This is a genomic window from Pseudomonas sp. sp1636 (genome assembly GCF_030376615.1).
Lineage (GTDB): Bacteria > Pseudomonadota > Gammaproteobacteria > Pseudomonadales > Pseudomonadaceae > Aquipseudomonas.
In genome coordinates, this window is the sequence record NZ_JARRAB010000007.1 from 171884 (window position 1) to 192637 (window position 20754).

Here is a 20754-nt window from a genome sequence, read left to right on the forward strand (position 1 = left end):
TCGGTACTTCATATTTGATCGAGGGGTGGCCCATGGTACTTTGCGTCATCGGGCAAATTTCAGCCTGATTATAAGAACTTTATTTCATATGTGGCGGCCCGTTAAGGTGACGCCAGAAATAACCGACTCAGCAGCCGTGAATGAGTCGAGTTATTTCCTAGACAGCACCGGCTTTACCCGCCGGCTGGAGCTTCGAACATGGCCACTCTTCCCCAGCGCTTCGACCCCGAGCAATGCCAGGCCGTTACCCGTGAGGTGCTGGCCGCCCACCGGGATCAGCCGGGCGCGCTGCTGCCCATCCTCCACGACATCCAGGATCGCCTCGGTGCGGTGCCGCCCGAGCTGTTGCCGCTGATCGCCGAGGATCTCTGCCTGTCGCGCGCCGAGGTGCATGGGGTGGTCAGCTTCTACCACGATTTCCGCGCCAGCCCGCCCGGTCGCCAGCACCTCAAGCTGTGCCAGGCCGAGGCCTGCCAGTCGATGGGGGTCAAGGCGCTGACCGCGGAGCTGCAGAGCAAGCTCGGCCTGCAGCTGGGCGAGACCCGCGCGGACGGCAGCCTGACCTTCGAGGCGGTGTACTGCCTGGGCAACTGCGCCTGCGCGCCGAACGCCATGCTCAACGGCGAGCTGCACGGTCGGGTCGACGCCGAGGGCCTGCTGGCCCTGCTGGAAGAACAGGAGACACAGGCATGAGCGAGGCGACTATGAGTGCAGGTTCTTTGACCGTCTACGTTCCGCGTGACGCCACCGCCCTGAGCCTGGGCGCGGATCGCGTGGCACAGGCCATCGCCGCCGAGGCCAAGGCGCGCAACCTGGAGATCAAGCTGGTGCGCAACGGCTCGCGCGGGCTGTTCTGGCTCGAGCCCATGGTCGAGGTCAACACCCCGGCCGGGCGCGTCGCCTATGGCCCGGTCAAGACCAAGGACGTGCCGGGCCTGTTCGACGCCGGCTTCCTCGAAGGCAAGGCGCATGCGCTGGGCCAGGGCCTGACCGAGGAGATCGACTACCTCAAGCGTCAGGAGCGCCTGACCTTCGCCCGCGCCGGCATCACCGACCCGCTGTCGCTGGACGATTACCTCGCCCACGACGGCTACCGCGGTCTCAAGCGCGCGCTGGGCATGAGCCCCGAGGCGATAGTCGCCGAGGTCACCGAATCCGGCCTGCGCGGTCGCGGCGGCGCGGCCTTCCCCACCGGCATCAAGTGGCGCACCGTGGCCGGCTGCGAGGCCGAGCAGAAGTACATCGTCTGCAACGCCGACGAAGGCGATTCGGGCACCTTCTCCGACCGCATGGTGATGGAAGACGACCCCTACGTGCTGATCGAGGGCATGTGCATCGCCGGTCTGGCCGTCGGCGCGACCATGGGCTACATCTACCTGCGCTCCGAATACCCCCATGCCGAGGCCGCGCTGACCGCGACCATCGCCAGCGCCTACGCCGCCGGCTACCTGGGCGACGATGTGCTCGGCAGCGGCAAGGCCTTCCACCTGGAACTGCGCCGCGGCGCCGGCGCCTACATCTGCGGCGAGGAAACCGCGCTGCTGGAAAGCCTCGAAGGCAAGCGCGGCACCGTGCGGCCCAAGCCGCCGCTGCCGGCCATCGAAGGCCTGTTCGGCATGCCGACGGTGATCAACAACGTGATCTCCCTGGCCTCGGTGCCGATCATCCTCGCCAAGGGCGGCGCCTACTACAAGGACTACGGCATGGGCCGCTCGCTCGGCACCCTGCCGATCCAGCTGACCGGCAACATCGCCCGCGGCGGCCTGATCGAGAAGGCCTTCGGCGTCACCCTGCGCGAGCTGCTGTATGAATACGGCGGCGGCTCGGCCAGCGGCCGGCCGATCCGCGCGGTGCAGGTCGGCGGCCCGCTGGGCGCCTACCTGCCCGAGTCGCAGTTCGACACGCCGCTGGACTACGAGGCCTTCGCCGCCCTCGGCGCGGTGCTCGGCCACGGCGGCATAGTGGTGTTCGACGACAGCGTCGACATGGCCGACATGGCCCGCTACGCCATGGAGTTCTGCGCGGTGGAATCCTGCGGCAAGTGCACGCCCTGCCGGATCGGCTCGACCCGCGGCGAGGAGCTGCTCGAGCAGATCATCGTCGCCCGTTCCGAAGGCCCGCAGCCGGGTCGCATCGAGCTGCTCAAGAGCCTCTGCGACACCATGCTCGGCGGTTCGCTCTGCGCCCTCGGGGGCATGACCCCCTACCCGGTGATGAGCGCCCTCAACCACTTTCCCGAGGACTTCGGGGTGTCGAAAGACGCCGCCGAAGCCCGCTGATCCGGAGGCGCCCTCATGGCCCTGTATCGTGAACTCGACTATGGCACCCCTGCCCGTACCGGCGCCCCGGTAACGGTGGAAATCGACGGCAACCCGATCACCGTACCAGCGGGCACTTCGCTGATGCGCGCCGCGCAAGAGGCCGGTATCGCCGTGCCGAAATTGTGCGCCAGCGACAGCCTGGAACCCTTCGGCTCGTGCCGCCTGTGCATGGTGGAGATCGAAGGCCGGCGCGGTTACCCGGCCTCCTGCACCACCCCGGTGGAGCCGGGCATGAAGGTGCGCACGCAGAGCCCGAAGCTGGCCGAACTGCGCCGCGGCACCATGGAGCTGTACATCTCCGACCACCCGCTGGACTGCCTGACCTGCTCGGCCAACGGCAACTGCGAGCTGCAGGACATGGCCGGCGTGGTCGGCCTGCGCGAGGTGCGCTACGACCCGGTGAAGACCCACCTGGCCGAGGCCAAGGACGAGTCCAACCCCTATTTCAGCTACGACCCGGCCAAGTGCATCGTCTGCAACCGCTGCGTGCGCGCCTGCGAGGAAGTGCAGGGCACCTTCGCCCTGACCATCGACGGCCGCGGCTTCGACTCGCGGGTGGCCGCCAGTCAGGACGAGAATTTCATCGATTCGGAGTGCGTGTCCTGCGGCGCCTGCGTCAACGCCTGCCCGACCGCCACCTTGATGGAGAAGTCGCTGATCGAGATGGGCCAGGCCGAGCGCAGCGTGACCACCACCTGCGCCTACTGCGGGGTGGGATGCTCGTTCAAGGCCGAGGTCAAGGGCAACGAAGTGGTGCGCATGGTGCCGAACAAGGACGGCCACGCCAACCACGGTCACGCCTGCGTCAAGGGCCGCTTCGCCTGGGGCTACGCCACCCACCCGGACCGCATCAGCACGCCGATGATCCGCGACAGCATCCACGAGGCCTGGCGCCCGGTGAGCTGGGACGAGGCGATCGGCTATGCCGCCAGGCGCTTCAAGGAGATCCAGGCGCAGTACGGCCAGGGCGCGCTCGGCGGGCTGACCTCTTCGCGCTGCACCAACGAGGAAACCTACCTGGTGCAGAAGCTGGTGCGCGCCGCCTTCGGCAACAACAACGTCGACACCTGCGCGCGGGTCTGCCATTCGCCCACCGGTTACGGCCTCAAGGTCACCCTCGGCGAATCGGCCGGCACCCAGGACTTCGACTCGGTGCTGGCCGCCGACGTGGTGCTGGTGATCGGCGCCAACCCCACCGACGGTCATCCGGTGTTCGGCTCGCAGCTCAAGCGCCGTCTGCGCGAGGGCGCCAAACTGATCGTCGTCGACCCGCGCGGCATCGATCTGGTGCGCAGTCCGCACGTCAAGGCCGAGCACCATCTGCAACTGCGTCCCGGCAGCAACGTCGCCCTGCTCAACAGCCTGGCCCATGTGATAGTCACGCAAGGTCTGGTGAACGAAGCCTTCGTCGCCGCGCGCTGCGAGGCCGAGGCCTTCGAGCAATGGCGCACCTTCGTCGGCGAGCAACGCAACAGCCCCGAGGCGCTGGAGGCCGTGACCGGCGTGCCGGCCGCCGCGGTGCGCGCCGCCGCCCGTTTGTACGCCACCGGCGGCAACGCGGCGATCTACTACGGCCTGGGCGTCACCGAACACAGCCAGGGCTCCTCCACCGTGATGGCCATCGCCAACCTGGCCATGGCCACCGGCAACCTCGGCCGCGCCGGCGTGGGGGTCAACCCGTTGCGCGGGCAGAACAACGTGCAGGGCTCCTGCGACATGGGCTCCTTCCCCCATGAGCTGCCGGGCTATCGGCACGTCTCCGACCCGCAGGTGCGGGCGCAGTTCGAGCAGGCCTGGGGCGTCACGCTGCTCGACGAGCCGGGCCTGCGCATCCCCAACATGCTGGCCGCCGCGCACGCCGGCACCTTCAAGGGCATCTACATCCAGGGTGAAGACCCGGCGCAGTCCGACCCGGACACCCAGCACGTCACCGATGCGCTGAAGGCCATGGAATGCGTGGTGGTGCAGGATCTGTTCCTCAACGAGACCGCCAAGTTCGCCCACGTGTTCCTCCCCGGCGCCTCGTTCCTGGAGAAGAACGGCACCTTCACCAACGCCGAGCGGCGCATCTCGCCGGTGCGCAAGGTGATGCCGGCGCTGGCCGGCAAGGAAGACTGGGAGGTGACGGTGGCGTTGTCCAACGCCCTCGGCTACCCGATGAACTACAGCCACCCGTCGCAGATCATGGACGAAATCGCCCGCCTGACCCCGACTTTCAGCGGGGTCAGCTACGCCAAGCTCGAGCGCCTGGGCAGCATCCAGTGGCCGTGCAACGACGAGGCGCCGGAAGGCACGCCGATCATGCACGAGGAGCAGTTCGTGCGCGGCAAGGGCCGCTTCATGATCACCGAGTACATCGCCAGCGACGAGCGCACCTCGCGCAAGCGCCCGCTGATCCTCACCACCGGACGGATTCTCTCGCAGTACAACGTCGGCGCGCAGACCCGGCGTACCGCCAACGGCGCCTGGCACGCCGAGGATCGTCTGGAGATCCACCCGGCGGATGCCGAGGATCGCGGGATCAAGCACGGCGACTGGGTGGCGATCAACAGCCGCGCCGGCGAGACGGCGATGCGTGCGACTATCACCGAGCGGGTGCAGCCGGGGGTGGTCTACACCACCTTCCATCACCCGGAATCCGGCGCTAATGTGATCACCACCGACAACTCCGACTGGGCCACCAACTGCCCCGAGTACAAGGTCACCGCGGTGCAGATCAGCAAGGTCGAAACCCCTTCGCAGTGGCAGGCCGAGTTCCAGGCCTTCACCCACGAGCAGCTCGACCTGCTGCCGCCGATCAAGGTGGTGCAGCTATGATCGGCAAGCAGCACGCGCGCACGCTCGCGGCATGGGTATCGCTGCGCTCAATCCACCTTACCCGGGGGACTGCCCGATGGGCATGAACGCCACACAATTGATCAAGATGGCCAACCAGATCGGCGCCTTCTTCGCCTCCCAGCCCGATCCGCTACAGGCGCGGGACGACTTCGCCCAGCACCTCAAGCGCCAATGGGATCCGCAGATGCGCCGCGCGCTCTATGCTTATCTCGATGCCGGTGGCAGCGAAGGGCTGAACGCCTTCGCCCTGGAGGCCCTGCAGGGGCTGCGCGAACAGGTTGAGCCGGCCGCCAGCCGGGCCTGACCCGAATCCCTGGGAGTCTTCGAGCATGTCACGTTGCGCCGCCATCTCCGTCCCGAGCGAGCCGCCCACCAGCCAGGCGCAGGACGCCTATGCCTACGTCGAACTGGATGGGGCGGCGCAGTGCGGCAGTGCCATGCTGGCCGAGGAGTGTGCCCTGGCGATTGCCTACAACGGCGTCGCTCATGCGGTGATGATGGTGTCGCCCACGGCCGTGGAGGACTTCGTCATCGGTTTCAGCCTGAGCAGCGGGGTGGTCGACAGCGTCGGGGAAATCTATGACATCCGCCTCCGGCGCAGCGGCGACACCCTCAACGCCGAGGTGCAGATCGCTAACCGCGCCTTCTGGGCGCTCAAGCAACAGCGCCGTCAACTGGCCGGCACCAGCGGCTGCGGCCTGTGCGGGGTGGCGGCGCTGGAACAGGCGCTGCCGCAGCTGAGGCCGCTGCCGGCCAGCCCCTTGCCGCCGGCCGAACACTTGCACGACTTGCGCACGCGCATTGCCGGGGTGCAGAGCCTGGCGCGCCCCAGCGGCGCCCTGCATGCCGCGCTGTTCGTCGATGCGGACGGTGCAATCGGCCTGTGCCGCGAGGACATCGGCCGGCACAACGCGCTGGACAAGTTGATCGGCGCCCTGCGCCAGCAAGGCCGCAGTGCCCGCCAAGGCTTCGTGGTGGTCACCAGCCGCTGCAGCCTGGAGCTGATCCACAAGGCGGTGCGCGGCGAAGTCGCCACGCTGGTCAGCCTCTCGGCGCCGACCAGCCTCAGCGTGCGCTGGGCGCGCGAGCACCGGCTCAACCTGATCCATCTGCCGCACCACAGCGCGCCGCGGGTGTACAGCCCGCTGCCAGGCGGCGAATAACCTCAGGCAGGTTACAGGTTCTGCAGCAGATCGCGGTAATCCTCGACCGCGGCGAATTCCTCGGTGTCTTTCGGCGCCTGGCGGCTGTCCGGCTGGCGCACCGCCAGCAGATGGCCGATGCCATACGCGCGGGCGCTGCGCAGGATCGGCAGGCTGTCGTCGATAAACAGGCTGCGCGCCGGATCGAAAGCGAAGTCCTGTTGCAGGGCGAACCAAAACTGCGCGCTTTCCTTGGGAAAACCGTAGTCATGGGAGCTGATCAGGCGGTCGAAGTAGGGCGCCAGTTCGATGCGTTCGAGCTTCAGCGACAGCGAGTCGCGGTGGGCATTGGTGATCAGCACCACGCGCTTGCCGGCGGTGCGCACCGCGGCGAGGAAGGTGTCGGCGTCCGGGCGCAGGGCAATCAGCTCGGCGACCTCGCGCTTGAGGTCGCGGATCGGCAGCGCGAGTTCGCGGCTCCAGAAGTCCGTGCAGTACCAGTTGAGCTGGCCGGCCTGCGCATGGAACAGCGGCAGCAGCTCGGCGTCGGCCAGCTCGCGGCTGATGCCGTGCAGCTCGGCGTAGCGTTGCGGCAGGTGCTGCAGCCAGAAGTGGTTGTCGAAGTGCAGGTCGAGCAGGGTGCCGTCCATGTCCAGCAGCACGGTATCGATCTCGGTCCAGGGCAGTAATGGCATGGGGCTTCTTGTGGGCTGATTGTGCAGGTTGTCGCGAATCTGCCGCCTGAGGTCGTGATCGCGCAATCTGCGACGGGGCTAATCGGAACAGGCGCGGTATGATAACTCGCCCCGCCACTCTCAGGAGCCGCACCATGCGTCAGAAACCCACCGTACTCGCCCGCGAGATAGTCGCCAGCAGTCGCTTGTTTCGGGTCGAGGAGCTGCAGCTGCGCTTCGCCAACGGGGTGGAACGCACCTATGAGCGCCTGGTCGGCAAGGGCGTCGGTTACGGTGCGGTGATGATAGTGGCGCTGGCCGATGCCGAGCATGTGCTGCTGGTCGAGGAATACTGCGCCGGCACCGACGACTACCAGCTGTCGCTGCCCAAGGGCTTGATCGAGCCGGGCGAGGACGCGCTGGCGGCGGCGGATCGCGAACTCAAGGAGGAGGCCGGTTTCGGCGCGCGGCAACTCGAGCACCTGACCGAGTTGAGCCTGTCGCCCGGTTATATGAGCCAGAAGATCCAGGTGGTGCTGGCCCGGGATCTGTATCCGCAAAGCCTGCCCGGCGACGAACCGGAACCGATGCGGGTGGACAAGGTCAACCTGCGCGAGCTGTCGAGCCTGGTGCAGCATCCGCAGTTCAGCGAGGGTCGGGCCCTGGCCGCGCTCTACCTGGCGCGCGACCTGCTGACCCAGCGTGGAGACTTGGTGCTATGAGCCATGCCCTGATCCCGGCGGTGGTGCAACTGGTGCGCGAGGCCGGCGCGGCGATCCTGCCGCATTGGCGCGCCGGTGTGCTGGTCACGGAAAAGGCCGACGCCTCGCCGGTGACCGCCGCCGACATGGCCGCCCACCACCTGCTCAACGATGGCCTGATCGCGCTCGACCCGAGCATTGCGGTGCTGTCCGAGGAGGACGCCGCCATCAGCCTCGGCGAACGGGCGCAGTGGCGCCGCTGGTGGCTGGTCGACCCGCTGGACGGCACCAAGGAATTTATCGCCGGCAGCGAGGAGTTCACCGTCAATGTCGCCCTGATCGAGAACGGCCGGGTGGTGTTCGGCGTGGTCGGGATTCCGGCCAATGGCCGCTGTTATTACGGTGGCGCCGGCTTGGGCGCCTGGCGCGCCGAGGCCGACGGCACGGCGCAGCCGATCAGGGTGCGCCTGACCCCGGACGAGGCCTTTGTCGTGGTCGCCAGCCGCCGGCACAGCAGCCCGGCGCAGGAACGTCTGTTGGAGGGCCTGAGCGAGCGTTTCGGCGATCTGCAACTGGCCAGCGTCGGCAGCTCGCTGAAGTTCTGCCAACTGGCCGAAGGCATTGCCGATTGCTACCCGCGCCTGGCGCCGACCTCGCAGTGGGACACCGCCGCCGCCCAGGGCGTGCTCGAGGGTGCCGGCGGCGAAGTGCTGACCCTCAAGGGCGAGGTGTTGAGCTATGAGGCGCGCGAGTCGCTGCTCAACCCGTCCTTCCTCGCCTTGCCCGCCGCCGCCGAGTGGCGTGCCGAGCTGATCCAGCTGGCCCGCGCCCTGGACTGAAGCACAGAAACTTTGGCAAGCCCGGATAACATCCGGGGATTCTACGCGGCCCAAACCCTCCCCGGATTGCACCCGGGCTACGGGATAGTGGCCCGTCCGCTGGCTAGCGCTGCGCTCAACCCTCCCTGGGAACTACCAGTGGCTGCTCAGTCGAGCATGTCGCGGTAGCGTTCGTCCTGCTTGAACCGCAGCGGCTGGGCGAAGCCCGGTACCTTGATCTGTTCGGTGCCCAGCTCTATGGCTTGGTCGTCGATCAGGTCGTGGCCGAAGTTGTAGATGATCTGCAGTTGGCCGTGCAGGGCTTGCTGGTCATATTCCTGGGCGGCGGCGCGGGTCTGTTCGCGGCGCGCGCAGTAGGCGGCGAAGGCGGCCTCGCCGTGACGTTTGCGCAGCATCCGCTCGACCACGTGGGGCGCCAGCACCAGGGCACTGGCGTTGTTGCCGCCGAAGCCCTTGGAATTGATGAAGCATACGTCCAGCGCCTGCTGGCCGAGCTGGCGATCCACGGTGGCGATGCTCAGGTGTTGCTGAAATACGTCGTCGGCGACGGCGTCGATGGTTTTGATGCCGGGGATGATGCCGTACTTGAAGCAGCCCAGGGCGGAGATCAACTGATCGCCGCTGGCCGCGGCCAGGGAATGGCCGACGAAGGCCTTGGCCGCGGTGATCGGCCATTGTTCGATGGCGAAGGTCGCGGCGATGCGATCCAGCAGTTCCGATTCGGTGGTGCGGTTGGCCGGGGTGCTGGAACCGTGGGCCTGGACGAAACTGCGCTGGCGCACGGCGTCGATGCCGAGCAGTTGCACGGCGCTGGCCACGGCCTTGGCCACGGTCAGGTAGTTGCCCGGCCCGGGGGCGGAGATGGATTTCTTGAAGCCGTCGGCGTTGACGAACACGTCCGGCACCGCGCCGTGGATGTCGGCACCCAGCTCCAGGGCCAGTTCGTCGTCCATCAGCACCACGAACTGGCAGGCTTCGGCCAGGGTGAAACCGCAGTTGTCGCCGAATGGGCGGCTGGCGCGGCGGAAGTCGACGTCATCCTTGCCCTCGATCTGGCGCAGGCCGTCTTCGGTGGCCAGTGCGCCCATGGCGCCGTAGCCCTCGATGCATTCCTGGTTGAGCGGCGCTTCGCTGCTGCCGACGATGACCACCCGCGCCTTGCCCGCGGCGATCTGCTCGATGCCCTTCTGCAGGTTATAGAGGAAGGTGGCGCAGGCGCCGGTGATGCTGCCGGTGCTGCCGACGCTGCCGAGCACGTAGGCGTTGATGAAGTCCGCCGACATGCTGTTGAGGCCCAGGGCCAGCTGCTTGGCGGTGACCCGGCCGCCCTTGAGGCGCGATTGCATCAGGCCGCCGAAACCGTTCTCGTCGAGCTGGCTCATGATGCAGCTGGAGAACACGGCGATTTCGTCCGGTTGTACCCGGTCGACGATCGACTGCCAGGGCAGGCCGGTCGAGCGCAGGGCGTCGGTCACCCCGACAATCGCCATGCTCAGGCCGCGCGGGTGGAAACGCGAGTTGTAGTGCTCGCTCGGTTCGAAGCCGGTGGGCAGCTGGCCGGCGGACTTCACCGGCAGGGCGCGGTAGCTGTCGACCTTGAACTCGCAGTTGTCGTGCAGGGCGACGCGCACCTCGGTGGCGTTCAGCGGCTCGACCGACCAGTTGGCCGGCAGTGGCTCGGGCAATTGCTTGCGGTTGCTGATGAAGCTCAGCGGGGTGCCCGGGGCGCCGCTGACGCTGATGCTCTTGTGCCAATGGGCGGCATCGACGTCCAGGTGCTGCTTTTCGATGCGGCGCACCAGGGTCGAGGCGAGGATCTGCTCGGCAAACCGACTGTCGATCTCGGCCAGGCTCAGCGCCGTGCCGTCGGCCGTCTGGTAAGTGCCGTCGAGCACCTGCACCAGCTTCATCATCACCGCCAGGCCGGCGAGGGTTTCCTGGCGCGCGCGGGTGTCCATGGACTCGATCACGGAGCGGCGGAAACCGTGGTGAAAGGAGCTGCGGCCGGCTGCGTTATAGCCACCAAAACCAACGATCACAGGTAAACGAGACTTCACGCGGGAACTCCTTCAAATAAGTACGCCAGGACAAGCTCAGATGAGGCTATGGCGGCTTGTCACGTGGGCCGCCCCCTCTAACGCGGGGGATGGCCTGCGGAGCGAGGGTCGGCTCGACTGTTCGGATGCCTATGCTGACGCGATTCGTGACCTGTGAGTCACGGCTTCGACCAAGGTCGCGCTTCGGTAAAGCCTTACAGCTGCTAAGGTTTCTTTAGTTCAAGGTTTAGCGGGAGAACAACAATGCACAGCCTCAACCCCTATGAATACGGCATGCCGCGCGATGCGGCCAACTTTCAGGCGCTCAGCCCCTTGAGTTTTCTCGAGCGCGCGGCGAGTGTCTACCCGCAGCGCACGGCACTGATCAACGGTAGCCTGCGGCAGACCTGGGGCGAGACTTACAGCCGCTGCATTCGCCTGGCCTCGGCGCTGGCGCGGCATGGCATTGGCCTGGGCGATACGGTGGCGGTGATCGCGCCGAACGGCCCGGCGATGTTCGAGGCGCACTTCGGCGTGCCCATGTGCGGGGCGGTACTCAATGCCATCAACACCCGTCTGGATGCCGAAGCCATCGCCTTTATCCTGCAGCATGGCGAAGCCAAGGTGCTGCTGGTCGACAAGGAGTTCGGCGAACTGGTGCAGCGTGCCACCAGCAACCTGTCCAAGCGGCCGTTGATCATCGGCATCGACGACCCGGAATATCAGGACGGCCAACTGATCGGCCAGTTCGACTACGAGGCGCTGCTGGCCGAGGGCGACCCGGACTATGCCTGGCAGATGCCGGCCGACGAGTGGCAGGCGATCTCGCTCAACTACACCTCCGGCACCACCGGCAACCCCAAGGGCGTGGTTTACCACCACCGCGGCGCGCATCTGAATGCGCTGTCCAATGCCATGTGCTGGGACATGAGCCGCTTCCCGGTGTACCTGTGGACGCTGCCGATGTTCCACTGCAACGGCTGGTGTTTCCCCTGGGCGCTGGCCGCCTATGTCGGCACCAGCGTGTGCCTGCGCCAGGTGCGGGCCGAGGCGATCTATCCGCTGCTCGCCGAGCATGGCGTCGACCACTTCTGCGGCGCGCCGATCGTGCTGAATATGCTGGCCAACGCCGCCGATGACTTGAAGGCGCTGAAGACCCGCCCGGTTAAAGTCCTCACCGCCGGCGCCGCGCCCCCCGCGGCGGTGATCGAGGCCATGGAGGCCCTGGAATTTCGCGTCACCCACGTCTACGGCCTGACCGAAACCTACGGCCCCAGCGTGGCCTGCGAGTGGAAGGAGGAGTGGGACAGTGAAACCCCGGAGCAGCGTGCCCGCCTGAAATCCCGTCAGGGCGTGCGCGCGCCGCTACTCGACGGCCTGATGGTGGCCGACCCGGAGACTCTGCTGCCGGTGCCCAAGGACGGCGAGACCATCGGCGAAATTTTCATGCGCGGCAACGTGGTGATGAAGGGTTACCTGAAGAACCCGACCGCCACCGCCGAGTGCTTCGCCGGCGGCTGGTTCCACTCCGGCGACCTGGCGGTGTGGCACGCGGACGGCTACGTCGAGATCAAGGATCGTTCCAAGGACATCATCATCTCCGGCGGCGAGAACATCTCCTCGATCGAGGTCGAAGACGTGCTCTACCGCCACCCGCAGATTCTCGAGGCGGCGGTGGTGGCCATGCCCAGCGACAAGTGGGGCGAAACCCCCTGTGCCTTCGTCACCCCCAAGCCGGGGGTCGAGCTGACGGTCGCGGAGGTGATCGGCTTCTGTCAGCAGCGCATGGCGCGCTTCAAGGTGCCCGGTTGCGTGGTCTTCACCGCGCTGCCGAAAACCGCCACCGGCAAGGTGCAGAAGTTCGTGTTGCGCGAACAGGCGCGGGCGCTGGCGGAGGCTGGCCAGAGCGCGAGCTAGGAGGCGGGCGGACTTAACGCCGTTCTACTGCGGAAAAGTCCGACAGGCTCCCGGGGCCGGTCAGCGGGGCGCGGGCAACTCAACGGTAGTCGATGCCGCCGCTGTGGATGCTGATGCGGGTGCCGGCCGTGCCTTGGACAAGCCCCTCGATATCCCCCAGCGCGCCGATTACCGCGACCTTGCCGGTGTGCCGGGCGAATTCGCAGGCGGCCTGGATCTTGGGCCCCATGGAGCCGGCAGCAAAGGGCAGTCGCTCCAGCGCATCCGGATGGGCCTGGGCGATGGCCTTCTGCGTGGGTTGGCCCCAGTCGACGAAGGCCGCGTTGACGTCGGTGGCGATCAGCAGCAGATCGGCGTCCAGCTGTTCGGCCAGCAGCGCCGAGCAGAGATCCTTGTCGATCACCGCCTCGATGCCCTTGAGCTGGCGGTTTTCGTCGTAGACGGTGGGGATGCCGCCGCCGCCGGCGCAGATCACCACCGTGCCTTTGTCCAGCAGCCACTGGATCGGGCGGATCTCGAAAATCCGCTTGGGTCTGGGGCTGGCCACCACGCGGCGAAATTGCGCGCCATCGGCGGCCATGCTCCAGCCTTTTTCGCGCGCCAGGTGTTCGGCCTCCGCTTGGCTGTAGAGTGGGCCGATCGGCTTGCTCGGGTGCTGCAAGGCCGGGTCGGCCGGGTCGACTTCGACCTGGGTCAGCAGGGTGGCGAAGGGCACCTCGAACGGCAACAGGTTGCCCAGTTCCTGTTCGATCATGTAGCCGATCATGCCTTCGGTCTCGGCCCCCAGCACGTCCAGCGGGTAGGGGCTGTCCGGGCTGTAGGCGGCATTCTGCAAGGCCAGCAGGCCCACCTGCGGGCCGTTGCCGTGGACGATCAGCAGTTGCTTGCCGGGGGCGATCCTGGCGATCTGCGTGCAGGCGCTGCGCACGTTGTCGCGCTGGTTCTGCGCGCTCAGGGGTTCGCCACGACGCAACAGGGCGTTGCCGCCCAGGGCGATTACGATACGCATGCTCGATCTCCTTGCGCGCGTTCGGCGCTCATATATCGCCGAGGGTGGCGACCAACACCGCCTTGATCGTATGCATGCGGTTTTCCGCCTGCTCGAAGGCGATACAGGCCGGCGATTCGAAGACCTGGTCGGTGACTTCGATACCGTCGGCCAGGTGCGGATATTGTGCGGCGATCTGCCGGCCAAGCTCGGTCTCGCTGTTGTGCAGCGCCGGCAGGCAGTGCATGAACTTGATCCGCGGGTTGCCGCTGGCTTTCATCATCTCGGCGTTGACCTGGTAGGGCAGCAGCAACTGAATGCGCTCGGCCCAGGCCTGAACCGGCTCGCCCATGGAGACCCAGACATCGGTGTGGATGAAATCAACGCCCTGCACCGCCGCCTTGGCATCTTCGCTCAGGCTGATGCGCGCGCCACTTTCGCCGGCAAAGGCCTGGCACTGTTTGACCAGGGCTGCGTCCGGCCAGAGCGCCTGGGGCGCGGCGATGCGCACGTCCATGCCGAGCTTGGCGCCGACCAGCAGCAGCGAATTGCCCATATTGTTGCGCGCGTCACCCAGGTAGGCGTAGCTGATGTCGTGCAGCGGCTTGTCGCTGTGCTCGCGCATGGTCAGCACGTCGGCGAGCATCTGCGTGGGGTGGTACTCGTCGGTCAGGCCATTGAATACCGGCACCCCGGCGAACTTGGCCAGTTCCTCGACGATTTGCTGATGGTAGCCACGGTATTCGATGGCGTCGTACAGGCGCCCGAGTACCCGCGCGGTGTCCTTCATGGTCTCCTTGTGGCCGATCTGCGAGGAGCCCGGGTCGATAAAGGTGACATTGGCACCCTGGTCATAGGCCGCCACTTCGAAGGCGCAGCGGGTGCGGGTCGAGCTCTTCTCGAAGATCAGTGCGATGTTCTTGCGCTTGAGGTGCTGTTGCTCGGTGCCGGTGTACTTGGCGTGCTTGAGGTCGCGGGCCAGATCCAGCAGGTAGTGCAACTCCTGAGGGCTATGGTGCATCAGGCTGAGCAGGTTGCGGTTGTGCAGATTAAACGCCATGACAATGTCCTTGTGAAAAATGGGCGCGGCAGGCCTGGGTAAAGCCTGCCGTGCACAATCAGTAATCGACAGGATCGCGGACGATTGGGCAGCTCATGCAATGCCCGCCGCCACGACCGCGGCCCAGTTCGCTGGCGTCGATGGTGATGACTTCCACCCCGGCCTTGCGCAGTTGGGTGTTGGTGTAGGTATTGCGGTCGTAGCCGATCACCACGCCGGGTTCGAGGGCCAGTACGTTGTTGCCGTCGTCCCATTGCTCGCGTTCGGCCTCGTAGCTGTCACCGCCGGTCTGCACGGTGCGCAGTTGCTTGAGGTTGAGCGCTTCGGCCACCACCTGCAGGAAGGGCTGCTGCTCGCGGCGAATGTCGATGCCGCCCGGTTTGCTCGGGTCGGGGCGCAGGCTGAACGGCACTATCTGGTTGACCACGTCGGGGAAGATGGTCACCAGGTCGCGGTCGCAGAAGCTGAACACCGTGTCCAGGTGCATGGCCGCGCGCGATTGCGGCAGGCCGGCGACTATCACCCGTTCGACCGCGCCCTTGGCGAACAGATTCTGCGCCAGCTGGCCGATGGCCTGGCGCGAGCTGCGTTCGCCCATGCCGATCAGCACTACGCCGTTACCGATCGGCATGACGTCGCCGCCTTCCAGGCTGGCCGAGCCGTGGTCGAGCTCCGGATTGCCGTACCAGGTCTCGAACTCGGCGTTGGCGAAATCGGGGTGGAAGCTGTAGATGGCCGTGGCCAGCAGGGTTTCCTGGCGGCGCGCCGGCCAGTGCATCGGGTTGAGGGTGACGCCGCCGTAAATCCAGCAACTGGTGTCACGGGTGAACAGCGTATTGGGCAGCGGTGGCACGACAAAGCTGGCCGGGCCGATAAACTCGCCGAGCATCTTCAGGCTGGGGCTTTCCCCCAGACCCTTGAGCAGGTCGGCCACCGCCACCCCGCCGATCAGATGTTCGGCCAGGGCGCGCGGCGGCAGGCTCTGCAGCCAGCTGCGCAGCTCATTCTGCAGGCCGATACCGACCAGATTGGCGCTGACCTTGCGGTCGAGAATCCACTGCAGGGCGGCGGGATTCTGCACGGTGTCGCTGAGCAGGTTGTGCATCTCCACGACCTCGACGCCACGCTCACGCATCTTGCTGACGAAGTCGAAGTGGTCGCGCTTGGCCTGGCTGACCCAGATCACATCGTCGAACAGCAGGTCGTCGCAGTTGTTCGGGGTCAGGCGCAGGTGTGCCAGGCCGGGCGAGCAGACCAGCACCTTGCGCAGCTTGCCGGCTTCGGAATGCACCCCGAGTTTTCCAGTACTCATGTCATACATCCTTCTGTTAGAGGTTGAGGAAGCCGGCGTAGAGGCCGTAGGCGGCGATGCCGGCGCCGACCAATACGGCGAGAAAGATCAGGCCTTCCAGGGGGGCGAACACCGGCTGGCCCTGCTCGCGCCTGGCCTTGGCGAACAGAATGGCGCCCGGGGCATAGAGCAGCGCCGACAGCAGGACGTACTGCACCCCGCCGGCATACACCAGCCACAGCGCGTAGATCATCGCGATCAGGCCGATCAGCAGATCCTTGCGCCGCGCCGCGGCTTGGTTCTCGTAGGTTTCGCCGCGTACCGCCAGCAGCACCGCGTAGGCCGCCGACCAGAAATACGGCAGCAGGATCATCGAAGTGGCCAGGTACAGCAGGTTGAGGTAAGTGGCCTGGTTGAACAGGGTGACGATCAGGAACAGCTGGATCAGGCCGTTGGACAGCCAGAGCGCGTTGACCGGTGCGTGCTTGCTGTTTTCCTTTTTCAGGAAGTTGGGCATGGTCTGATCGCGGGCGCCGACGAACAGGATCTCCGCACACAGCAGGGTCCAGGACAGCAGCGCGCCGAGCAGCGAGACGATCAGGCCGATGCCGATCAGCGCCGCGCCCCAGGGGCCGACCACCTGTTGCAGCACGCCGGCCATGGAGGGGTTCTTCAATCCGGCCAGTTCGGCCTGGCTGAGAATGCCCATGGACAACACGTTGACCATCACCAACAGCAGCAAGACCCCGACGAACCCGAGCACCGTGGCCCTGCCGACATCGGCGCGGTTCTCGGCGCGGGCCGAGTAGACGCTGGCCCCCTCGATGCCGATAAACACCCAGACGGTGACCAGCATCATGTTGCGCACCTGATCCATCACGCTGCCCAGCTCCAGGTTGCCGCGTCCCCAGAAGTCGGCGGTGAACACTTCGAGCCGGAAGGCAACGGCGGCGATGACGACGAACAGCAGCAGCGGCACCAGCTTGGCGACGGTGGTCACCAGGTTGATGAACGCCGCTTCCTTGATGCCGCGCAACACCAGGAAATGCACGGCCCACAACAGCAGCGAGGCGCCGATGATGGCGGGCAAGGTGTTGCCTTCGCCAAAGATCGGGAAGAAGTAGCCGAGGGTGCTGAACAGCAGGACGAAGTAGCTGACGTTGCCGATCCAGGCGCTGATCCAGTAGCCCCAGGCCGAGGAAAAGCCCATGTAGTCGCCAAAACCGGCCTTGGCGTAGGCATAGACCCCGGCGTCCAGTTGCGGTTTGCGGTTGGCCAGGCCCTGGAAGACGAAGGCCAGGGTCAGCATCCCCACCGCGGTAATCGCCCAGCCGATCAGGATCGCTCCGGCGCTGGCACTGGCGGCCATGTTCTGCGGCAGGGAAAAGATCCCGCCGCCGACCATCGAGCCCACCACCAGGGCTATCAGTGCGGCCAGACGGAGTTTGCTGGAAGCCTGGGACATGGTGACTCTCCTTGAGGGCATGGCGATCATCATTGATCCACATGGGGCTTCGGGCGGGGCTGATCTGGGTCAAGGGCAAGGCCGATCACCGGCAACTGGGCGGATTTCTCTGGGCGATGTCCCGGTGATGCATCGCGCGAGGGGGCGTGCTGTTGCCGGGGCGGACTCAACAGGTAACCGGGGCATAAGCAAAAAAAAAGCCCGGCACTGAGGCCGGGCAGAAAGTACACGGGGTACTTCAACAGGTCGCGATCAGCTCATCCCCAGCCAGTTCGGCAGGGCCATGGACACGGCCGGGATGTAGGTGATCACCATCAGGAAACCGAGCAGCAGCATCAGCCAGGGCCAGGCGGCCTTGATCACCGCGGTCAGCGGCATGCCGGTGACCGCCGAGGTGACGAACAGGTTCAGCCCCACCGGTGGGGTGATCAGGCCGATCTCCATGTTCACCACCATGATGATGCCCAGGTGGATCGGGTCGATGCCCAGTTGCACGGCAATCGGGAACAGGATCGGCGCGAGGATCAGGATGATCGCCGAGGGTTCCATAAAGGCCCCGGCCACCAGCAGCACGATGTTCACCACCAGCAGGAACTGCCAGGGTTGCAGGCCCATCTCGATCACCAGGGCGGTGATGGTCTGGGGGATCTGTTCGGTGGTCAGCACGTGGGCGAAGAGCATGGCGTTGGCGATGATGAACATCAGCATGATGGTCAGCTTGCCGGACTCCAGCAGCACCTTGGGGCACTCGCGCACCGTCATGTCCTTGTACACGAACAGGGCGACGAAGCCGGCGTAGACCGCCGCCACCGCCGCCGCTTCGGTCGGGGTGAACATGCCGGAATAGATGCCGCCGAGGATGATCACCATCAGCAGCAGGCCCCAGATCGCCTTGCGCGCGGTGCTCAGCAGTTGGCGCAGGCTGGCACGCGGCAGGGACGGCAGATCCATCTTGCGCGCGACTATGTAGATCGCCACCATCAATGCCACGCCGAGCATCAGGCCCGGGATCACCCCGGCCATGAACAGCTTGCCGACCGACTGTTCGGTGGCGGCGGCATACACCACCATGACGATCGACGGCGGGATCAGGATGCCCAGGGTGCCGGCGTTGCAGACGATGCCGGCGCCGAAGGCCTGCGGGTAACCGGAACGCACCATGCCGGCGATGGCAATCGAGCCGACGGCGGCCACGGTCGCCGGCGAGGAACCGGACAAGGCGGCGAACAGCATGCAGGCCATCACCGCGGAGATCGCCAGGCCGCCACGGATATGGCCGACGCAGGCGTTGGCGAAATCGATCAGGCGCTGGGCCACGCCGCCGGTGGTCATAAAGGCGCCGGACAGCAGGAAGAACGGAATCGCCAGCAGGGTGTAGTGCTCGCTGGTCTCGAACAGCTTGATCGCCAGCGAACGCACCGAATCCGGGCTGAACAGCATGATGGTCACCGAGCCGGCCAGGCCGAGGGAGGCGGCCACCGGTACGCCGATGAACATCAGCGCGAACAGCAGAACGAAGAGGAACAGAATGGTCATTGCTTGGGTTCCTCGTGCTCGGTCAACTTCATCGCTTCGGCGGCCTCATCGGCCAGGCCGAGGCCGGTCTGCTGGTGGCGCAGGATACGCACGAAGATTTCCAGGAAACGAATAAACACCATGGCGTAGCCGAACGGCACGACCAGGGTGATATGCCATTGTTTGATGCCGTAGTGGCCGAGATCCTCGGCGCCAATATTGGCGATGAACAGGGTGCGCACCCAGTCGAAGCTGGCCACGCTGACCAGCCCGGCATAACCCAGGCAACACAGGCAGGCGATCAGGCCGATGATGCGTTGCACCGGCTTGCGCGCCAGTTTCACCAGCGCGTCGACGCCGATATGCCCGGCGGTGCGCACGCCATAGGCCAGGCCGAAGAAGATCAACCAGGCGAACAGCGCCTTGGTCAGAGAGATGCTCCAGGTCATGTCCTGGGCCAGCCCGAGAATCAAGTCGCCGACGGCGAACAGCTGGTCGCTGGCGCCTTCCCAGCGATCGCCCAAGTTGTAGAACAGGGTGTAGAGGTTGTTGAGAATCACGTAGACGAATGTCACCAGCGTCATGGCCGCCAGGAGGAAGGCGATAAAGCCTTCTTCGAAGTGATCCCACGCGCGTCGCAAGGCGTTCATCGATAATATCTCCAGTGCAGGGAAGGAGGGCCAGGGCTGTAGCTACGGCAGTGCCCTGGCGCAATAGCCCGGCAGCGCGGCGATCTGCCGCCGCTGCCGGTGGGTTACGCCGCCGGGCGGCTAACCCGCCCTACTGGTTGGCGGCGTCGGCGGCCTTGATCAGGTCGGCACCGATTTCGCCTTCGAACTTGGCCCATACCGGCTTCATGGCATCGCGCCACATGCCGCGCTGCTCGGGGGTCAGGTTGAGGATTTCGCTGGTTTTGGCGTCGAGGATGCGTTGCTTGTCGCCCTGGTTCAGTGCGTCGGCTTGCTTGTTCACCTCGGCGGTCACTTCCACGATGATCTTGCCCAGCTCGCCGCGCACGTCTTCCGGCAGGCTGTTCCAGAACTTGGTGTTGGTGATCAGCATGTAGTCCAGAACGCCGTGGTTGGACTCGGTGATGTACTTCTGCACCTCATGCATCTTCTGGCTGTAGATGTTCGAGTAGGGGTTCTCGGCACCGTTGACCACGCCCGTCTGCAGGCCTTGGTAGACCTCGGCGAAGCTCATCTTGCGCGGGTTGGCGCGCACGGCCTTGAACTGCTCCTCGAGGACGGCGGACGCCTGTACGCGGAACTTCAGGCCACGGGCATCTTTCGGTTCACGCAGGGCCTTGTTGGCCGACAGCTGCTTGAGGCCGTTGTGCCAGTAACCCAGGCCGGTGATGTTCTTGTCTTCCATCGACTTGAGCAAACCCTGACCTGCCGGGCTTTGCTGGAAACGGTCGACGGCGGCCATGTCCTGGAACAGGAACGGCAGGTCGAATACCTGGATCTGCTTGGTGTATTGCTCGAACTTGGCCAGGGACGGGGCAATCAGCTGCACGTCGCCGAGCAACAGCGCTTCCATTTCCTTGCCATCGCCGAACAGCGAGGAGTTCGGGTAGACCTCGACTTTGACCTTGTCGCCCAGACGCTCTTCGGCGAGCTTCTTGAACAGCATCGCGCCTTGACCCTTGGGGGTGTGCTCGGCGACCACGTGGGAGAATTTGATCACAATCGGCTCGGCCGCTTGGGCCATGCCGGCGATGCTCAGCGACAGGGCGCAAGCCAGCGCCTTGGCAGTCAGTTTGAACATGAAATGCTTCCTCTTGTTTTTGTGCTTGGTTGATGCGCCGTAGCGCTACAGAGCGGGCGAACAACGACAAGTCTAGGCGGCCTGCCGGAAAACGACGGACGCTGGGCAGCGATTGCCTGAACTTGTCTTTGTTGGATCGCCTGCAGGTACTAGAGCAACCGCCATGCCAGACCAGCGTCCGGCGGCCGAAAATCCGT

General features: G+C 65.8%; 17 protein-coding genes. 8 read left to right on the top strand and 9 right to left on the bottom strand.

Annotated elements, in window-relative coordinates; all coding sequences use genetic code 11:
- Nucleotides 1-198: 198 nt before the first annotated feature.
- The 5 genes from P8H27_RS09475 to fdhD all read left to right on the top strand — a co-directional run bounded on the left by P8H27_RS09475 (nt 199) and on the right by fdhD (nt 6322).
- Complete coding sequence (locus P8H27_RS09475; RefSeq protein ID WP_289637023.1) at nt 199-693, top strand: formate dehydrogenase subunit gamma; 495 nt, start codon at nt 199-201, stop codon at nt 691-693.
- Complete coding sequence (locus P8H27_RS09480; protein ID WP_289637025.1) at nt 690-2279, top strand: NADH-quinone oxidoreductase subunit NuoF; 1590 nt, start codon at nt 690-692, stop codon at nt 2277-2279. The genes P8H27_RS09475 and P8H27_RS09480 overlap by 4 nt, the downstream gene beginning before the upstream one ends.
- Nucleotides 2280-2294: 15 nt before the next feature.
- Nucleotides 2295-5138 carry a formate dehydrogenase subunit alpha gene (fdhF, locus tag P8H27_RS09485; RefSeq protein WP_289637026.1) on the top strand — a complete coding sequence of 948 codons (2844 nt, stop codon included), beginning with the start codon at nt 2295-2297 and terminating at the stop codon, nt 5136-5138.
- An 82-nt stretch (nt 5139-5220) separates the two neighbouring features.
- Nucleotides 5221-5463 carry a formate dehydrogenase subunit delta gene (locus P8H27_RS09490; RefSeq protein ID WP_289637027.1) on the top strand — a complete coding sequence of 81 codons (243 nt, stop codon included), beginning with the start codon at nt 5221-5223 and terminating at the stop codon, nt 5461-5463.
- 25 nt (nt 5464-5488) lie between these two features.
- Nucleotides 5489-6322: a formate dehydrogenase accessory sulfurtransferase FdhD gene (gene fdhD, locus P8H27_RS09495; protein WP_374761341.1), complete on the top strand. Its 834-nt coding sequence runs from the start codon at nt 5489-5491 to the stop codon at nt 6320-6322.
- 11 nt (nt 6323-6333) lie between these two features.
- Here fdhD and yrfG read toward each other — a convergent pair whose 3' ends face one another.
- Nucleotides 6334-6996 carry a GMP/IMP nucleotidase gene (gene yrfG / locus P8H27_RS09500; RefSeq protein ID WP_289637028.1) on the bottom strand — a complete coding sequence of 221 codons (663 nt, stop codon included), beginning with the start codon at nt 6994-6996 and terminating at the stop codon, nt 6334-6336.
- Between the two features lie 134 nt (nt 6997-7130).
- Between yrfG and nudE the strand changes: the two genes are divergently transcribed.
- Together nudE and cysQ are read left to right on the top strand one after the other, a co-directional pair.
- Entirely contained in the window at nt 7131-7697 is a 567-nt protein-coding gene (nudE, locus tag P8H27_RS09505) for an ADP compounds hydrolase NudE (protein WP_289637030.1), read from the top strand.
- On the top strand, nt 7694-8515 hold the full coding sequence (gene cysQ / locus P8H27_RS09510) for a 3'(2'),5'-bisphosphate nucleotidase CysQ (RefSeq protein WP_289637032.1): 822 nt from the start codon (nt 7694-7696) through the stop codon (nt 8513-8515). Before nudE ends, cysQ begins: the two co-directional genes overlap by 4 nt.
- 146 nt (nt 8516-8661) lie before the next feature.
- On the opposite strand, the gene P8H27_RS09515 is transcribed toward cysQ, so the two are convergent.
- Nucleotides 8662-10572 carry a beta-ketoacyl synthase gene (locus tag P8H27_RS09515; RefSeq protein WP_289637034.1) on the bottom strand — a complete coding sequence of 637 codons (1911 nt, stop codon included), beginning with the start codon at nt 10570-10572 and terminating at the stop codon, nt 8662-8664.
- A gap of 243 nt (nt 10573-10815) precedes the next feature.
- Between P8H27_RS09515 and P8H27_RS09520 the strand changes: the two genes are divergently transcribed.
- Nucleotides 10816-12468: an acyl-CoA synthetase gene (locus P8H27_RS09520; protein ID WP_289637035.1), complete on the top strand. Its 1653-nt coding sequence runs from the start codon at nt 10816-10818 to the stop codon at nt 12466-12468.
- Between the two features lie 79 nt (nt 12469-12547).
- Here P8H27_RS09520 and arcC read toward each other — a convergent pair whose 3' ends face one another.
- The 7 genes from arcC to dctP form a co-directional block, all read right to left on the bottom strand.
- Complete coding sequence (gene arcC / locus P8H27_RS09525) at nt 12548-13477, bottom strand: carbamate kinase (RefSeq protein WP_289637037.1); 930 nt, start codon at nt 13475-13477, stop codon at nt 12548-12550.
- 28 nt (nt 13478-13505) lie between these two features.
- Nucleotides 13506-14516 carry an ornithine carbamoyltransferase gene (locus tag P8H27_RS09530; protein ID WP_289637038.1) on the bottom strand — a complete coding sequence of 337 codons (1011 nt, stop codon included), beginning with the start codon at nt 14514-14516 and terminating at the stop codon, nt 13506-13508.
- 58 nt (nt 14517-14574) lie between these two features.
- Complete coding sequence (gene arcA / locus P8H27_RS09535; protein ID WP_289637040.1) at nt 14575-15828, bottom strand: arginine deiminase; 1254 nt, start codon at nt 15826-15828, stop codon at nt 14575-14577.
- Between the two features lie 16 nt (nt 15829-15844).
- Nucleotides 15845-17272, bottom strand: a complete 1428-nt coding sequence (gene arcD / locus P8H27_RS09540) for an arginine-ornithine antiporter (RefSeq protein WP_289637042.1) — start codon at nt 17270-17272, stop codon at nt 15845-15847.
- 252 nt (nt 17273-17524) lie between these two features.
- Entirely contained in the window at nt 17525-18808 is a 1284-nt protein-coding gene (dctM, locus tag P8H27_RS09545; protein WP_289637043.1) for a C4-dicarboxylate TRAP transporter large permease protein DctM, read from the bottom strand.
- Nucleotides 18805-19437, bottom strand: a complete 633-nt coding sequence (locus P8H27_RS09550) for a TRAP transporter small permease (protein ID WP_289637044.1) — start codon at nt 19435-19437, stop codon at nt 18805-18807. Before P8H27_RS09550 ends, dctM begins: the two co-directional genes overlap by 4 nt.
- A gap of 130 nt (nt 19438-19567) precedes the next feature.
- Nucleotides 19568-20557, bottom strand: a complete 990-nt coding sequence (gene dctP, locus P8H27_RS09555; protein WP_289637046.1) for a C4-dicarboxylate TRAP substrate-binding protein DctP — start codon at nt 20555-20557, stop codon at nt 19568-19570.
- Between the last annotated feature and the right edge of the window lie 197 nt (nt 20558-20754).

Coding starts and splice junctions, on each gene's coding strand:
- P8H27_RS09475 (WP_289637023.1), top strand. CDS start 199: ATGGCCACTCTTCCCCAGCGCTTCGACCCCGAGCAATGCCAGGCCGTT.
- P8H27_RS09480 (WP_289637025.1), top strand. CDS start 690: ATGAGCGAGGCGACTATGAGTGCAGGTTCTTTGACCGTCTACGTTCCG.
- fdhF (WP_289637026.1), top strand. CDS start 2,295: ATGGCCCTGTATCGTGAACTCGACTATGGCACCCCTGCCCGTACCGGC.
- P8H27_RS09490 (WP_289637027.1), top strand. CDS start 5,221: ATGAACGCCACACAATTGATCAAGATGGCCAACCAGATCGGCGCCTTC.
- fdhD (WP_374761341.1), top strand. CDS start 5,489: ATGTCACGTTGCGCCGCCATCTCCGTCCCGAGCGAGCCGCCCACCAGC.
- yrfG (WP_289637028.1), bottom strand. CDS start 6,996: ATGCCATTACTGCCCTGGACCGAGATCGATACCGTGCTGCTGGACATG.
- nudE (WP_289637030.1), top strand. CDS start 7,131: ATGCGTCAGAAACCCACCGTACTCGCCCGCGAGATAGTCGCCAGCAGT.
- cysQ (WP_289637032.1), top strand. CDS start 7,694: ATGAGCCATGCCCTGATCCCGGCGGTGGTGCAACTGGTGCGCGAGGCC.
- P8H27_RS09520 (WP_289637035.1), top strand. CDS start 10,816: ATGCACAGCCTCAACCCCTATGAATACGGCATGCCGCGCGATGCGGCC.
- arcC (WP_289637037.1), bottom strand. CDS start 13,477: ATGCGTATCGTAATCGCCCTGGGCGGCAACGCCCTGTTGCGTCGTGGC.
- P8H27_RS09530 (WP_289637038.1), bottom strand. CDS start 14,516: ATGGCGTTTAATCTGCACAACCGCAACCTGCTCAGCCTGATGCACCAT.
- arcA (WP_289637040.1), bottom strand. CDS start 15,828: ATGAGTACTGGAAAACTCGGGGTGCATTCCGAAGCCGGCAAGCTGCGC.
- arcD (WP_289637042.1), bottom strand. CDS start 17,272: ATGTCCCAGGCTTCCAGCAAACTCCGTCTGGCCGCACTGATAGCCCTG.
- dctM (WP_289637043.1), bottom strand. CDS start 18,808: ATGACCATTCTGTTCCTCTTCGTTCTGCTGTTCGCGCTGATGTTCATC.
- P8H27_RS09550 (WP_289637044.1), bottom strand. CDS start 19,437: ATGAACGCCTTGCGACGCGCGTGGGATCACTTCGAAGAAGGCTTTATC.
- dctP (WP_289637046.1), bottom strand. CDS start 20,557: ATGTTCAAACTGACTGCCAAGGCGCTGGCTTGCGCCCTGTCGCTGAGC.